Raw genomic sequence first — 14,253 nt, forward strand, 5'->3', positions numbered from 1 at the left:
ATTTCAATGACTACTTGCAGTCGATCGCACCTTTGTAAATTTCAGGTTTAGCTGCACCCACAGTTTGAGATACATGGGCTTTACCCATAGCCAAAGTCACGATGTACTTGCTGTCACCAGGAATTCTTTCCAAGCACTCTGTCACCGGAATGTCCGCCGCATAAGTCATGCAATCCATGTCGATAACAAACTCACGAGAATCAAAAGCCAAAGTTGCCGGGCCTGTCACAGGCATTTCGAATTCAACGTAAGTTCCAGAATTTAAAGTACCAGCACAAATAACTGCTTCAGAAGCAAATGCCGAAGTTGAAGAAAAAAGAGCCGCGAAGATAACAAGACTTTTCATTGTGATTCCTTTGAAAGAAGTTCGGATGAAGCCTTGTATCGCAAAAGAATTAGAAGATGTGTTTGGGTTCCGTTAAGGACATAAAACCCGTTACACCACCATCCACAAGCGACCCCGAAGGGGAGCGTCTAAAAATCAAAGTCGATCGGAGGATGGCCCCGCGAGGTTGTGCCCGCGGTAAAACGATCCCGTGGATCGTTTTATTGCGGAGCATGGAGGAAGGTGAACCGCGAAGGCGGTTCGCCGACCGAGAGGCCCGAAGCGGCGGCCCCAAAAATAAAAAAACCAACCCTCTGGGTTGGTTTTCTTATTTTTGGTGCCCCGCGAGGGACTTGAACCCCCACGCTTGCGCACTAGATCCTAAGTCTAGCGTGTCTGCCAATTTCACCAGCGGGGCAACACCGTAATTTGAAACAAAGAGATAGCGCATTTCCGCGCTATCTTGCAAGAACTATTTCTCGCTGATCAATTTTTTGTAGTCAGGAGCTCTCATAAGGTTTGCTAGTTCTTTTTCAGTATCCATTTCGATGCGAACCAACCAGCCTTCATTTACTGGATCGTCGTTCAAAACTGACGGATCATCAGATAAAGCCGTGTTAACTTCGATTACAGTGCCTGAAACAGGGGCATAAAGGTCGCTGACCGCTTTAACTGATTCGATAACGCCGAAAGTTTGACCTTGAGTGATTTTTTGACCTTCTTCTGGAAGTTCAACGTAAACCACTTCACCCAATTGGTCTTGAGCGAACTCAGTGATACCGACAGTTACGATGTTCTCGTCAACTTGAGCCCATTCGTGTTCTTTTGTGTAATAGTAGTCTTCAGGGATGTGAAATGCCATTTTCGGCTCCTTATTTCTGAACAAAAGGTGTCTTACAAACCACCGCTTTAGTTTTACGGCCGCGAATATCTAGAAGAAACTCAGTTCCTTCTTTCGCAAAAGCTACGTCGATGTAGGCAATACCGATAGGTTCATCCAAAGTCGGAGAATGTGTACCACTAGTTACCTTGCCGATTTCTTTGTTGTCAAAAGAAAACAGGCTGTAGCCTTGGCGAGGAATACCCTTCTCAAGCATCTTAAATCCCACAAGATTTCTTTGAAGGCCGGCCTCTTTTTTACCTACGATAATCGCTTTACCGATAAAGTCTTTTTTAGCTGGCTTAATAACCCAGCCCAAGCCCGCTTCGTATGGATTCGTCGTGTCATCAATTTCGTGACCGTATAATGAATACTTCATTTCTGTACGAAGAGTGTCACGAGCGCCCAAACCGATAGGCTGAGTTCCCAAGTCCTTACCTTCGTTTAAAAGATGATTCCAAAGAGCACCAGTGCCCGCCGCTTCAACGAAAACCTCACAGCCTTTTTCGCCTGTGTAGCCCGTTGTTGCGACCATGATTTTGAAATTTTGGAATTGGCCGGATTTCAAAGTGAAAGGTTTCATTTCGCTGACTTTGAATCCGAAAACGCGATCGCAAAGTTCCAAAGCTTTCGGGCCTTGAATCGCGATCTGACCCCACATATCACTTTCATCAGTGATATCAGCGCCTTTATTATTCTTCGTCATCCAAGCGAAGTCTTTGTCTTTATTCGAAGCGTTTACGCAGACCAAGTAGTCTTCATTTTTCTTCAAGCAATAAACGATGATGTCGTCAACCAAGCCGCCTTGGTCATTCGGAAGAAGCGAGTATTGCGCTTCTCCGTCATTCAATTTCGCAACATCATTCGTTGTCAGCCACTCTAAAGTTTCTAGAGCTTTGGGTCCCTTCACACGAACTTCACCCATGTGAGACACATCGAAAAGACCGACGTTCTTGCGAACATTGTCGTGCTCTTCACGAAGGCCAGAATATTGAACAGGCATGTACCAGCCTGCGAAGTCGACCATACGGCCGCCCGAATTTACGTGGATATCTGCTAATGGAGTCTTTTTCATAGCCCGGGAGTTTCCTTTTCCCTTGGCAGACAGTCAATGATATCTAGAGCGTCGATGTACAAATTGCCTCTCCGCATGCAGCTTATTTTTGATCAACTTCTTCCCGGACAGCCTGTCTGGGACTTTTGCTGCGACCATGGCATTTTGGGAATCAGCGCGTATCGCAGCGGATTGTTTCCTGAGGTCTACTTTGTCGATCAAGTCGCACATATCATGGATCGATTGCGCGCGCGTTTTAGTGAAAAGCATTTTGACGAGCTGTCTACGAGCCGGGCGGAGTTCTTTACTTCCGCAGGTGAGGATTTAGACACGGTGCTCAAGGGGACTGTGGTCATTGCGGGAGTGGGCACGCACACTATTTTTAAAATCTTGAACTCACTTCATCAAAAAGAGCTTTTACAAGCGCAGCGAGTGATTCTGTGTCCGCAAAATTACGAGGATAAATTAGTGGGTTTTCTCTCCGAAATCCCTCATTTTCAGTACGAATTCTGTAATGAACATTACGAATTTGTCGAACGCGGACGCGCCCGTAAACTGTTGATTTTACATAAAAAACCAGTAATGGAGTCCGTGTAATTGACGCAGCCGGAATGGCTTTATTAAATGTCTGTAAGGCTGTGAACAACTTATTGATTATTAGGAGTCCTGCACATAATTGTGTCCTCATGCAGGACGTAAATAAAAACTCGGATTTCCGACAATTCCTAGAAGATGAACTGGCTCGCCGTAGCCAAAACTATCCTCGTTACTCTCTACGCGCGTTCGCGCGCCATTTGGAAGTGGACTCGTCATTCTTGTCCAAAATTCTAAATGGAAAAAGAACAGTAACTATCAGAACAATTCGTATGTTCGGGGAGCGTTTGAACCTCACTCCAGACGAACTTCAACGTTTTGGTGAAGTTTCTCGTGAAAAGAAGATGAAGCGCAAGCTTGAGCGTCTTCTGGAGAAAATGCCCACTGAAGAGCGTGAGCAATCAACAATCTCTATCACTGTTGATGAAAACCGCTTGCCAGAAGCAAAAGAGAAAATCAAAAACTTCCGCAAAGAACTTGCTCAGTTTCTTGATGCCGGCGTAGCGCAAGGAAAGACATATCAAATTTCCGTATCGCTATTTCCTGTTTCAGGATTCAGCAACGACTAATTGCTTTCATCTTCAACCCTTAACAATTTAAAACACGACTTTAAAAAAACACCGGCTCACGACACCGGTGTTTTTTTATTTTGACCTCTGTCTAAAAATTCTCAACGCTTAGATATACTTTAAGGTGGTCGGCATTGAGCAATCGCTTCTTAATCTCTCTTCTAATTTTTCTTATTGTTCTAGGCGCCTATTTATTTTCAAAGCGCGACGATGCCATTCGCGAACAAAATGCACCGCCTTCGGAACAGCAAGTTTTGAACAAAGAAGAAAATCTTCAGTCTTTAGTGAATGACCCGTCAGGCCCTGCAGTTTCGGCGCAGAATCCGAATGAAAATATTCCAGGAAGTGAAAGACAAGTCGAAGCTTTGCCCGTAACTCCGTCGCAAAAAACTCCGGCGGAACTGGGTGCAGTTCGCTATCGTCTTGAAGAGGGTATGGCTGTCGCTGACGGTGACATCATTTTAGGTCAGGTGGAGGCGGGCGCCCCAACGACGGGATTGACGAAGCCGCTCGAGTTGCAACTTTGGGATTCGGCGGAAATTCCTATTTACATTCAGCCTGACTTAGAAAATCCGCAGCGTGTGCGCGAAGCTTTGCTATTTTTTGCAAACACACCGATTCGTTTTGTGGACTACACAGATCAAGAAGATGTTTTGGTTTTCCAAACGGGCTCTAAAGACTGCAAAAGCTATTTGGGAAAAATCGGTGGAAAACAACCGGTGTGGCTGGCTCCGAATTGCGCGCCAGCAGAAATTGCTCACGAGATCATGCATGCCTTGGGATTCATTCACGAGCAGAACCGCACGGACCGCGAGTCCTTTGTGCAAGTGCTTAAAGAAAATGTCGAGGACGGGTATCTAATAAATTTTGAAATTTTTCCGTCCAGCCTTATGAAGGTGTCAGGCCTAGCGGCATTTGATTATAACTCGTTGATGCTTTATCCGAGCGACACTTTTGCAAAGCCAGGCACATCGCAGACGCTAGTATCGAAAGATCCGGGACGTCAGATTGCACCTTTAAGAAATCTTTCTCAGTCAGATATTCAAAGACTTTATCAGGCGTACGGAAACCGTTAGGATTTTTGCAGCTTTTGCCAGTCGCGTGTGTTCATCAGTCCCACTGTTTCGGTGTTGGGATCAAAAACGATCTTCACATCACCTTTGTCGATCTGTTTTTTGATCTGATTGAACTTAGTTTCAAGTGCGACTTCTTCGCGACCATAATCAGTGCCTTCACGTTGAATGAAGTTTTCAATGATTCCACGTAAAGCCTCTTCACTTAAGGCTTCTTTGGGAATTTCTAAAGGCGGGCGTGATTCGTTTTCTTCATAAGACATGCAAACACTATTGCACATCAAAGATTGGATTTGGAACCATTAATTTGGGATAAGGGACGACACTGTTAAGGCGAGTGTCGTATCTGAAAACTAGATTTCCCACCGCAAATAGGGCGTAAGGGGATATGACAGAGCCACGGAACTCTCCATAGTAACGACTGTGGACGTTGTGCGCGTTCACACGAAGATGGTCAAAAACCGTCGAGACGCGGAATGAATTAATGGTAGGTGCACCAATTTTGGAAGGTTGTTCGCCCCAATAGCCGGCCCATGTCCAACTGTAGTTTGCGAAGTTCGTCATTTGATAGGCGCCATTCACGCGGCACATGCTCTCATAGGCGCGTACAATATCTATTAACGTGTTCGTTGCGGGACGATAGACGTTGCGAACATTGGGAACGTAGTTATAGTTCGTAACCACACCTGTCCAATTATTGAAAATTTCTTTCGCCATAGCGCACTTCCAAGGATCGACAGAAGCGTCGCAGGCCGTGTAATTCCCGTTAGATACATAATGCGTGTCGAGGTAAATAGCGTGCTCGGGACGAAGAGGGCAGGTCATATATTCCCATGCTCCCGCATCCTCATTGCTCTTTACTGAAGCCACGGTGCCGCCGGCGTCACGTAGACCCGACGGGTTGGCGTCATTCACAATTTTTCGAGCATCATTAGCGGCGTTGTTGGAATTTCGAATGTGCGCAAGATCGTAAAGTCCTATTCCCATATGCAAGTTGCGTGAGGACGTGATTTGCAACGTGGGAGATGCCGCTCCGCCAATGTAATTGATCGCCGTGCCACGATTTGTTTCGATAAAGACGTTCCCTGCGACATAAATAGAACAGCCGACGTCGTCGGTTTGAATATCAGGGTTCTTTAGGTACAAAGTTCCGCTGATGATAATACTGCCGTAACAAACAATAGTTCCGTTGTTTCGGACGAAGTCTCCGTATCCATAGTCATGAATTTCTAAACCGCTCAAGCCAGGTTTTGAATTCGGACCTTTATAGACAAATTCAGTGTCACTTGCAGAAAGCGATGAATCCAACGCCAATATTTCTGCATCAGAAGGAGCACGAATTTTTACGGAGTTCTTTAGAGTAATTCCACCATTTATAGGAGGCATCGCCGCCATCGTCGTCGGAGCTGCGGCGACTTTCACAAAGCCATCGGTATCCGTTAATAAAGTTCCTTGTGCATCGGCTTCAGGTTCATAATAGTTCCAAGGGTTCAAAAGAAAACTGCGAAGATTGACGGCAGGTCCGTTGGGCGTTCCGCTCACTTGTTTGATAAAATTTTTATCAGTGACCGTAATGTCAGGCATGTACAAAGAGCCTGTCACCGTGAAGCCAATGACATTGTTGTCGGCATGATACATGTGCGACGAATTAATCCGTGCAAATCCCAAGATGTTATTGGCGTTAGTGTAGTTGGCTTGCGAGATACCGAAGTCCATCACAATATCCGCCTGAATATTCGCGTGACACAAAATACAAGAAAGTGGTCTTGAGACTGCGAGCGCCGGATACATGCTCATCACATAGTTATCGACATGCACTCCAAAAGATTTTGAAACTGTTGTTACTCCGTCACCGACGGTTAAGGTGATCAACGTCGTATCTGTCGAGGAAGCATGAGCCGATCCCATCTGCAGAGAAAGTGTTCCCGTAGTCCCACTCACAGAACAGCTGGCCACCGATACATAGTAACCATCTGCCGTCGTCGCTGAACAAGTCAGAGTTTGAGGATCTGGAAATCCTGCGCCACCTGGATTGGCTGTAAAATTTAAATCAAATATCGCGTTTGCAAAACATTTGTTCCCGCACTTTTCAGCGGCCGTGCCATTTGTACCCGGCCATGCTGTGATTTGCGGAAGTTCGTCGATAAAGTTCACGGTGACCGCGACGTCGGCCTCAACGAGATGTCCTGTTGGCAGAACCTGATCCGTGAATTGCACTTTGATATTGCAAGGGCCGCCGTTGTAGTCGGTGGCTCCATCTTTATTGTAGTAATAAGCCGTCGGAGTATAAGTCAAAGCCCCGGTTGAAGAATCAATAGAAACGCTGCCATAGTCAGAACAACGGGGCGCAGAAGCTGTTCCCAAAGAATAAACACCCGCACCTTCTTCATCTGAACTCACAGCCGAATCGTCGAAGAGAACAGTAGCTGAGCTATTTCTATCTAAAGAGGCCGTCGCGGGAACGGTCAAACTTGGAGTGATCGTATCGAGTGTGAAACTCACAGTATTACTTTGATTGATATTTCCGGCTTCATCGCGAACCCACATCGTCAAAGTGTGCGTGCCTTCAGCGCCCGTGACTGGAACATAATTATTCCCGGCGGCGCAGTTAATCCAAAGTGCATCCGAAAAATCAGGAACATCCGCACCATCTTGAGTGAAGGCCACTTGAAAATAACTGTCGGGCACCTGGTTTGTGTCATCGCAAGAGGCTACGTCCACGATCACCGGACTGTCTTGAATCGCGTAAGGTAAACTGATTGATGGAGTCGACGGCTCGGTTTCATCAAAGACATAAGGCAAAGGATACGGATAGCAATAGGTGTTTCCCGCAGCGTCTTCGCTAAGAACGCTCCAAGCGTAAGCACCTTCAACGGTCAGCGCGTTTCCAAGAGGAAAGTGAAAAGCCCCGGTCACACTGTCGGCTTGGGTATCTGCAAGCTTATCACCCGAACATGTAATAGAATTATAAAGAGTCACAATGGCTTTAGGTTCGGTTTGGCCATCAATAATAGGACGAGGATTGGGACTGACGGCCGCAGGAAGAATTGTTGCCGTTCCCGTTACGGGAATCGAGTTGTCATAATAGACTTCGAAGTTTTCTGATTCGAAAGACTTCTTACCTCTTTCATCTAAGGCTGCGCCTTCGGGAAGATTTAAAATCACACGTCCTTCCGCAATCGGGGTCATCTCGACAAGGTATGAAAAATTATCTAGCTGAGTGATGCTGACGATAGTGGCGTTTTCAGTTTTAAATTCCGTATCCACGATTTTTGTCGGCGGACGATTGAACTGCACTTTCACTTTTATCGATGCGTTGTTTGTGTAATAAGAGGGAGTCGTCGACTTCAAAGTCGGAACTAAATCGGGATGATTGATGTCCGCCTTGATACAACCTGAAAGGGTCGCACTAAGCCCGAGTATTATGAATGTTACCGTTACGTTCCATGTATTCATAAATTTTCCGAATATGAATACTTATCGGCGTTTTCAGAGGGAGGTCTTAATTAAATTCCGGTGAAGAAAGGGCTAGCGTATCACTTTGAGACATTTTCTGTGAAAGCTTACTTCAGAATGAAGAGACTCGATTTTCAGTCGAGAACTTCCACTTCCTTTGAAACGCGAAGCTCATTTGAGACTTTCTGAACCTCGGTTGGATTTTTGATAAGAACGCCGCGAGGGATCTCTTGCTGAATTTTAAGCTTATGCATCCAAGCTAAGAATTCACGCTCAGGACCTCGGCAAATCATCTGACGATCTTTGCCTTTTTCCTCTAAACGATCACCCACTACGCGGGCCGCGGTTATGACTTCAGGACGCGTTTTTCTCATCAACAAATAGCTCATTGTCAGGGTGCGGTTTTTCATCGGAAGCTGCTCTTCCATTTTTAAAAACCATTCCGGTGCTTGAAAGTGAACGCGGTCATGACACCAGTCATGCTTTGATTGAGTCAAGAGCGGACAAGGTCCCTCATGCGTGCAAGGCGCCCAGACATGATAGCCGTTTTCTAAAAGCTTCTGACGGAGTTGTAAAAGCTTTCGACCATCTTGTTGCGTTGAAGGTTCTACCAACATCAAGGCTTCGCACTGATAAGCCCAATCCGGAATATCTGAAAGCTCGGTCAAAGAATAAGAAAAGACCGCCAAAGTTTTTTTAGGATCTTTTAAGCGGGGAGCACTGAAGGTGCGCTGCCATTCTTCGGCTTTGAATTGAGGAAAGTAAGTTTCGATAATTTTTTGAGGTTCACTCGCTCGCTCAACAAGGTGAAATTGCAGAGCATGCTTTTGTGAAATGCTTAAAGAAGCTGTCGCTAGGCCCGCGCCGAAATCAACAACACGCTCAAGACCGGCGAAGAAATTTCTTTTGTCGGCTTCTTCGATAATGCCTGCAAGACGAGTGGAGTTTAGCGGCAAGTAATAACAAAGATAGGCCACTTGTGCCCAGGATTCATGCCAAGGGGTTACGTCCTCAGGTTTATGAATGAAATAGTCAGATAAAGCCAGAACACATTTTGCGAGGGCTTTAGAGTCCTGCAAAGACAATTTATAGCTCGCTAAAGCTTTGGTAATAGATTCTTGAAATGAAGCTGGAAAAGTAAACTGTCTTTGCATGCTGATATTTTAAAGCGAAGACAAAGCTTTTAGCAAATCTTCGACAGAAATCTCGTCCATGCAGCGAGGATCGACGTTATCCTGATCCTGACTGTGAGGCATAAAGATGCGAACGTGAGGGCCTCTAGCAGCCCAACGGCGAGGATGTTGAACGCGAACTGGACTGTAAATACCTAAAACGTTAGCGCCTAAAGAGGCTGCCATGTGCGCTACACCCGTACTAGGAACCACGACGGCCTTTGAATTTTTTAAAACCGTAAAAAGCTCTGTTGCTTTCAATTGATTCTGTAAGGATAAAACTTGCGAGTCGCCAGCGAAGCGTTCTTTGATTTCTTTCAACCAAGGTTCATCGGCTGCGGTGCCCGTCAGAACGATTTGATAGTTCTTCTTTGCTTCGACAATGAACTCGATGTACTTCGCAATCGGCCAATTTAAAGCCGAACCGGCCATGCCCGGATGAACTACAACGTATTTCCCAGAGATCAATCCATGTTTGGCTAACAGCTCTGGATTCATGGGTGCAACAAGCTTTAATTCGGGAGTTTTTTCTTGCGTGATTTCTTCATTCACACGAAAGGCGTGCAGAAGCAGGTCCAAGTTGTAATCGGATTCGTGTTGTACAGCTTGGCTGCGGCGTTGGCGCAGACCACGATTTAAAAATAAGAAACTATGCCATTGAGATTTAACACCCGCACGCACCGGAACATTTTCCGCCCAAAGCGCATAGCTGACCCACCAGGGGGCTTGAAAACTCACGGCCACATCGGGTTTAAAGTCTTTTAAAAATGAACGTAAAGACTGGAGGGACGTCTTCCAATCTTCTTTGGAAAGCTCAAGGTACTTTCTTTTGGGGTCTGCATTGTCGGGAACAAATCCCAAACCTTTAGAGATCACCCAATGAACATCGCGGTCTTTTAAAAAAGAAACCTGATCAACACACATGGTGCAGATCAGGTCGCCAATTTTATCAAGTCGGATAAGAAGAACCTTTTTCACTTCTTAAGTGTATTCTTCCACAGAAGGGCAAGAGCAAATTAAGTTTCTGTCACCGTACGCATTATCCACGCGTCCAACAACAGGCCAGAACTTGTTCGTGCGCAACCACTCAACAGGGTAAACCGCTTCTTCGCGAGAGTACGGATGATTCCATTCAGGTTTCATCAACATCTGCGCCGTGTGCGGAGCATTTTTAAGAGCATTGTTTTCTTTATCGATCTTGCCCGTTTCAATCGCCGTGATCTCCTTACGGATAGTCACCATGGATTCAATGAAACGATCGAGTTCTTTTTTAGACTCAGACTCTGTCGGCTCGATCATCAAAGTTCCCGCAACCGGGAAGCTCATTGTCGGAGCATGGAAACCAAAGTCCATCAAACGTTTTGCAACGTCTGTCACGTCAACGCCCGAAGTTTTCTTAATCTCGCGCACGTCCACGATACATTCGTGAGCCACAAGACCGTTTTTACCTTTGTAAAGAACAGGGAAGTGAGCTTCCAATTTCTTCGCGATGTAGTTTGCACTCAAGATACTTACTAAAGTGGCTTTGCGAAGACCTTCGGCTCCCATCATTGTGATGTAAGCCCAAGAAATCGGAAGAATGCTGGCGCTGCCCCAAGGAGCGGACGTCGTTGCACTGATGCCAGTTTTAGGACCCGCTTCAGGAACCAAAGAGTGTGTCGGCAAGAAATCTTTCAAGTGAGCCGCAACACCGATAGGACCTACACCCGGACCGCCACCACCGTGAGGGATTGAGAATGTTTTATGCAAGTTCATGTGAGAAACGTCAGGTCCAAACACACCGGGACGGCACATGCCCACAAGAGCATTCATGTTAGCGCCATCCATGTAAACTTGTCCGCCGTTGTCGTGAACGATTTTACAAATCTCAACGATACCTTCTTCAAACACACCGTGAGTCGAAGGGTATGTGATCATAAGTGCTGCCAAGTTGTCGCGATGTTGTTCGGCTTTCGCTTTAAGATCGCTGACATCAACGTTCCCTTGATCGTCACACGCCACCACCACGACTTGCATATTCACAAGAGCCGCGGACGCTGGATTTGTTCCGTGTGCAGAAGATGGAATCAAGCAGATGTTACGGTGACCTTGACCACGAGATTGGTGGTACTTACGAATCACCAAAAGACCCGCGTATTCACCTTGAGAACCCGCATTCGGTTGCAAGCTCACAGCGGCAAAGCCGGTGATGTCGCAAAGTTTTTTCTCGAGGTCATGAATCATCTCGATTAAGCCCGCTGCTTGCGCTGTGGGCGCAAACGGGTGAAGCTTGCTGATTTCAGGCCATGAAACTGGTACAAGCTCTGTCGTCGCATTCAACTTCATCGTGCAAGATCCCAATGGAATCATCGAGTGAGTCAATGTGATGTCTTTGTTTTGCAAGTGATGGATGTAACGAAGCATCTCTGTTTCACTGTGATGAGAGTGGAACACTGGATGAGTCATGTAAGTTGAAGTGCGTGTCAGTTTCGCAGGCACTTCTACATCTTTCATCGCTTCATCGATAGATAGAGCCGAGAAAGGAGCGGCATTGCCACCATTGAAAGCGGCCCAGATCATCTCAACATCTTCTAAAGAAGTTGTTTCGTTCAAAGAAATACCCAGCTTGCCGTTACCGAAGTTACGGAAGTTCATCTGCATTTTTTCAGCTTGAGCAATGATCGCGGCTGCTTTGTCTGTCGTCACCGTCACAGTGTCGAAGAACGCATTCTTAGAAACATTCAAACCCAATTTGTTCAAACCTTCAGCCAAGATGCCAGTCAAGCGCTGAACACGAAGAGCGATCTTTTTAAGACCTTCTGGTCCGTGGTAAACCGCATACATCGAAGCCATATTCGCTAGCAACACTTGCGCTGTACAAATATTCGAAGTCGCTTTTTCACGGCGGATGTGCTGTTCACGAGTTTGCAAAGCCAAACGCAAAGCCATTTTACCTTGAGAGTCTACACTGACACCCACAAGACGACCTGGCATCAAACGTTTGTAAGCATCTTTTGTTGCCAAGAACCCTGCGTGAGGGCCACCGAATCCAAGTGGTACACCAAAGCGTTGTGAGTTACCCACAACCATGTCAGCGCCCCACTCACCCGGAGGAGTTAACAAAGTCATCGCCAATAAATCAACCGATGCTGTGACGAGAGCGCCATGGTCTTTGTACTTTTTAGTAAGATCTGCGTAGTCTTCAACCACACCGCTTGTATTTGGATACTGGAAGAACACGCCGAAAACAGGTTTTGCAAAATCATATTTCGCTGGATCCATCACGATCATCTCAAAGCCCAGAGGCTCTGCGCGCGTGCCCATAACTTCGATCACATGAGGGTGCATCTCAGGTGATACGATGAAAGCATTTGCTTTGTTTTTGCAAAGAGAGTGCGCCATGAACATCGCTTCGGCGGCGGCTGTTCCTTCATCAAGCAAAGAGGCATTTGAAATTTCCATACCGGAAAGATCGCTGATCATAGTTTGGAAATTCAAAAGAGCTTCCAAGCGACCTTGCGAGATTTCTGGTTGATAAGGAGTGTACGCCGTATACCAAACAGGGTTTTCAAAGATGTTTCTTTGAATCACTGTCGGTGTGATTGTGTCGTGATAGCCCATGCCGATGTAATTTTTGAAAACTTTGTTTTTTGAAACCATTTGTTTCAAATGATTCAAAAGACCGTATTCAGAAATTCCCGGACCCACATCGGCGTAATTGTGCTGAGTGCGAATCTGTTGAGGAATAACTTTGTCAGCCATTTGATCCAAAGAATTAAAACCTAAAGTTTTAAGCATCTCGTGGATGTCTGAATCAGTGGGACCAATGTGACGGGGGATAAATTCGTTCTTAGAAGAAAGATCGGCAATTTTCATGTGCACCTCTATAACGCCGTCGAGACTAGCACAGGCCCCCTTAGGAATGAACGATTTGTAAGGGGAGCACTGGGGCTAATGCAAGGCGAAATGGGTGTATTTTACGCTAGTTTTGTCGAAGCCGCTCGTCTTTTCTGACCTCTCTGAAAAAGCAGGGTCGCACCTAAGCAAAAACCCAGACCGCCCAAGGAAACGGCAGGCCATCGGCCTAAGCTCCATAGCAGAGAACCAATATATGAGCCTAGAGCGCCACCGACGAAATAGCTGAAGATGTAAATCGAGCTTAAACGTGAGCGAGCTTCAGCGGAGACTTCGAACATGCGAGTTTGGTTTGAAATATGGGCTACCTGAATGCCCAAATCCAGAATAAGAACTCCTAGGATTACGCCGACGACGGCCGTAGATGAAACCGCTAAAATCGCAAATGCCGCCATTGCGCAGTAAAGACCTAAGCGGATGGTCGCTGCGGGTCCTTTTTTATCGGCATAGCGTCCTGCTAAAGGCGCAGCAAAGGCACCAATCATTCCCAAAGCACCAAAAAGACCGATGGTTTGCGGCGTGTATCTGAAAGGCTCGCCTTCAAGCAAGAATGTCAAAGTGGTCCAAAAAGCTGAAAACGATCCAAAAAGAATCGCGCCCATCAAGGCCGCTTCGCGAACTGTCGCATGCGTTTTTACTAAATCCCAAGTGGAAGAAAGCAGTGCTTTGTAAGTGCCGTGGAAGTGAGACTCTGCTGCAGGTAAAGCCCATTGAGTGATGATGGCTAAGATCAGATTCACCGAACCTGCGAAAATGAAAACCATCTTCCAGCCAAAATTTTCTGCCACAAATCCCGCTAAAGTTCGCGCCATTAAGGAGCCAATCAGAATTCCTGACAGCACAATACCGACGATACGTCCTCGCTCTTCAGGCTTTGCTAAATTTGCTGAAAACGAAATCAACACTGTCGCTGAGACATTGAAGAATCCCATGATGAAGCTAAGAATACCCAAAGTTAAAATGTTGGGACTGACGGCTAAAGAGATCGCAAAAAGTCCCGCGACCATCATACTTGCTTGCATCAGACGACGTCGTTCGACCATGTCACCAAGCGGTACAAGAAACAAAATTCCCAAAGCGTACCCGATCAGGGTGAAAGCCGGCACCATTGAGACAGACTTCTCACTCACCGCGAATTCACGCGCTAACATTCCTAGTAAAGGTTGATTGTAGTAGAGGTTGCTGACGACAAGAGCGCAAGCAACGAACATGAAGGATACTTGAAATCGAGAAAGA

Annotated in this window: 12 protein-coding genes and 1 tRNA gene; 3 read left to right on the forward strand and 10 right to left on the reverse strand. The window is 46.2% G+C overall.

Going from position 1 to position 14,253, the window contains the following annotated elements; genetic code table 11:
- Positions 1-10 precede the first annotated feature (10 nt).
- The 4 genes from AZI85_RS08815 to gcvT form a co-directional block, all read right to left on the reverse strand.
- Positions 11-346 carry a hypothetical protein gene (locus tag AZI85_RS08815; protein ID WP_063243734.1) on the reverse strand — a complete coding sequence of 112 codons (336 nt, stop codon included), beginning with the start codon at positions 344-346 and terminating at the stop codon, positions 11-13.
- Between the two features lie 314 nt (positions 347-660).
- Positions 661-743, reverse strand: a tRNA-Leu gene (locus tag AZI85_RS08820).
- Between the two features lie 54 nt (positions 744-797).
- Complete coding sequence (gene gcvH / locus AZI85_RS08825; RefSeq protein ID WP_063206394.1) at positions 798-1,187, reverse strand: glycine cleavage system protein GcvH; 390 nt, start codon at positions 1,185-1,187, stop codon at positions 798-800.
- A gap of 10 nt (positions 1,188-1,197) precedes the next feature.
- Entirely contained in the window at positions 1,198-2,280 is a 1,083-nt protein-coding gene (gene gcvT / locus AZI85_RS08830) for a glycine cleavage system aminomethyltransferase GcvT (RefSeq protein ID WP_063243735.1), read from the reverse strand.
- 54 nt (positions 2,281-2,334) lie between these two features.
- On the opposite strand from gcvT, the gene AZI85_RS08835 reads away from it, so the two are divergent.
- From AZI85_RS08835 to AZI85_RS08845, 3 genes are all read left to right on the forward strand, one after another.
- Positions 2,335-2,856, forward strand: coding sequence for a tRNA (adenine(22)-N(1))-methyltransferase TrmK (locus AZI85_RS08835; protein ID WP_253720917.1), 522 nt, complete (start codon positions 2,335-2,337; stop codon positions 2,854-2,856).
- Between the two features lie 89 nt (positions 2,857-2,945).
- Positions 2,946-3,422 (forward strand): DUF4423 domain-containing protein, encoded by a 477-nt coding sequence (locus AZI85_RS08840; protein ID WP_063206396.1) that lies wholly within the window; start codon positions 2,946-2,948, stop codon positions 3,420-3,422.
- A 134-nt stretch (positions 3,423-3,556) separates the two neighbouring features.
- Positions 3,557-4,498 carry a M12 family metallopeptidase gene (locus AZI85_RS08845; RefSeq protein ID WP_063243736.1) on the forward strand — a complete coding sequence of 314 codons (942 nt, stop codon included), beginning with the start codon at positions 3,557-3,559 and terminating at the stop codon, positions 4,496-4,498.
- Here the strand turns inward: AZI85_RS08845 and AZI85_RS08850 are convergent.
- From AZI85_RS08850 to AZI85_RS08875, 6 genes are all read right to left on the reverse strand, one after another.
- Positions 4,495-4,758 carry a YheU family protein gene (locus AZI85_RS08850; RefSeq protein ID WP_063243737.1) on the reverse strand — a complete coding sequence of 88 codons (264 nt, stop codon included), beginning with the start codon at positions 4,756-4,758 and terminating at the stop codon, positions 4,495-4,497. The two genes, AZI85_RS08845 and AZI85_RS08850, sit on opposite strands and share 4 nt — an antisense overlap.
- A 7-nt stretch (positions 4,759-4,765) precedes the next feature.
- Positions 4,766-7,951: a hemagglutinin gene (locus AZI85_RS08855; protein ID WP_063243738.1), complete on the reverse strand. Its 3,186-nt coding sequence runs from the start codon at positions 7,949-7,951 to the stop codon at positions 4,766-4,768.
- Between the two features lie 134 nt (positions 7,952-8,085).
- Positions 8,086-9,105 carry a small ribosomal subunit Rsm22 family protein gene (locus tag AZI85_RS08860; RefSeq protein WP_063243739.1) on the reverse strand — a complete coding sequence of 340 codons (1,020 nt, stop codon included), beginning with the start codon at positions 9,103-9,105 and terminating at the stop codon, positions 8,086-8,088.
- A 9-nt stretch (positions 9,106-9,114) separates the two neighbouring features.
- Positions 9,115-10,101, reverse strand: a complete 987-nt coding sequence (locus tag AZI85_RS08865) for a glycosyltransferase family 9 protein (protein WP_063243740.1) — start codon at positions 10,099-10,101, stop codon at positions 9,115-9,117.
- A gap of 3 nt (positions 10,102-10,104) precedes the next feature.
- The gene (gene gcvP, locus AZI85_RS08870) at positions 10,105-12,978 is read right to left on the reverse strand and encodes an aminomethyl-transferring glycine dehydrogenase (protein WP_063243741.1); all 2,874 of its coding nucleotides are present in this window, start codon (positions 12,976-12,978) and stop codon (positions 10,105-10,107) included.
- Positions 12,979-13,079: 101 nt separating this feature from the next.
- Positions 13,080-14,228: an MFS transporter gene (locus AZI85_RS08875; protein ID WP_253720918.1), complete on the reverse strand. Its 1,149-nt coding sequence runs from the start codon at positions 14,226-14,228 to the stop codon at positions 13,080-13,082.
- Positions 14,229-14,253: the final 25 nt, after the last annotated feature.

Source organism: Bdellovibrio bacteriovorus (assembly GCF_001592755.1).
GTDB classification, from domain to species: Bacteria; Bdellovibrionota; Bdellovibrionia; order Bdellovibrionales; family Bdellovibrionaceae; genus Bdellovibrio; species Bdellovibrio bacteriovorus_E.

Bases quoted from the DNA above. Each gene is read 5' to 3' on its own strand.
- AZI85_RS08850 (WP_063243737.1), bottom strand. From the start codon at position 4,758: ATGTCTTATGAAGAAAACGAATCACGCCCGCCTTTAGAAATTCCCAAA.
- AZI85_RS08855 (WP_063243738.1), bottom strand. From the start codon at position 7,951: ATGAATACATGGAACGTAACGGTAACATTCATAATACTCGGGCTTAGT.
- AZI85_RS08875 (WP_253720918.1), bottom strand. From the start codon at position 14,228: ATGTTCGTTGCTTGCGCTCTTGTCGTCAGCAACCTCTACTACAATCAA.
- AZI85_RS08860 (WP_063243739.1), bottom strand. From the start codon at position 9,105: ATGCAAAGACAGTTTACTTTTCCAGCTTCATTTCAAGAATCTATTACC.
- AZI85_RS08840 (WP_063206396.1), top strand. From the start codon at position 2,946: ATGCAGGACGTAAATAAAAACTCGGATTTCCGACAATTCCTAGAAGAT.
- gcvP (WP_063243741.1), bottom strand. From the start codon at position 12,978: ATGAAAATTGCCGATCTTTCTTCTAAGAACGAATTTATCCCCCGTCAC.
- AZI85_RS08835 (WP_253720917.1), top strand. From the start codon at position 2,335: ATGTACAAATTGCCTCTCCGCATGCAGCTTATTTTTGATCAACTTCTT.
- AZI85_RS08815 (WP_063243734.1), bottom strand. From the start codon at position 346: ATGAAAAGTCTTGTTATCTTCGCGGCTCTTTTTTCTTCAACTTCGGCA.
- gcvT (WP_063243735.1), bottom strand. From the start codon at position 2,280: ATGAAAAAGACTCCATTAGCAGATATCCACGTAAATTCGGGCGGCCGT.
- gcvH (WP_063206394.1), bottom strand. From the start codon at position 1,187: ATGGCATTTCACATCCCTGAAGACTACTATTACACAAAAGAACACGAA.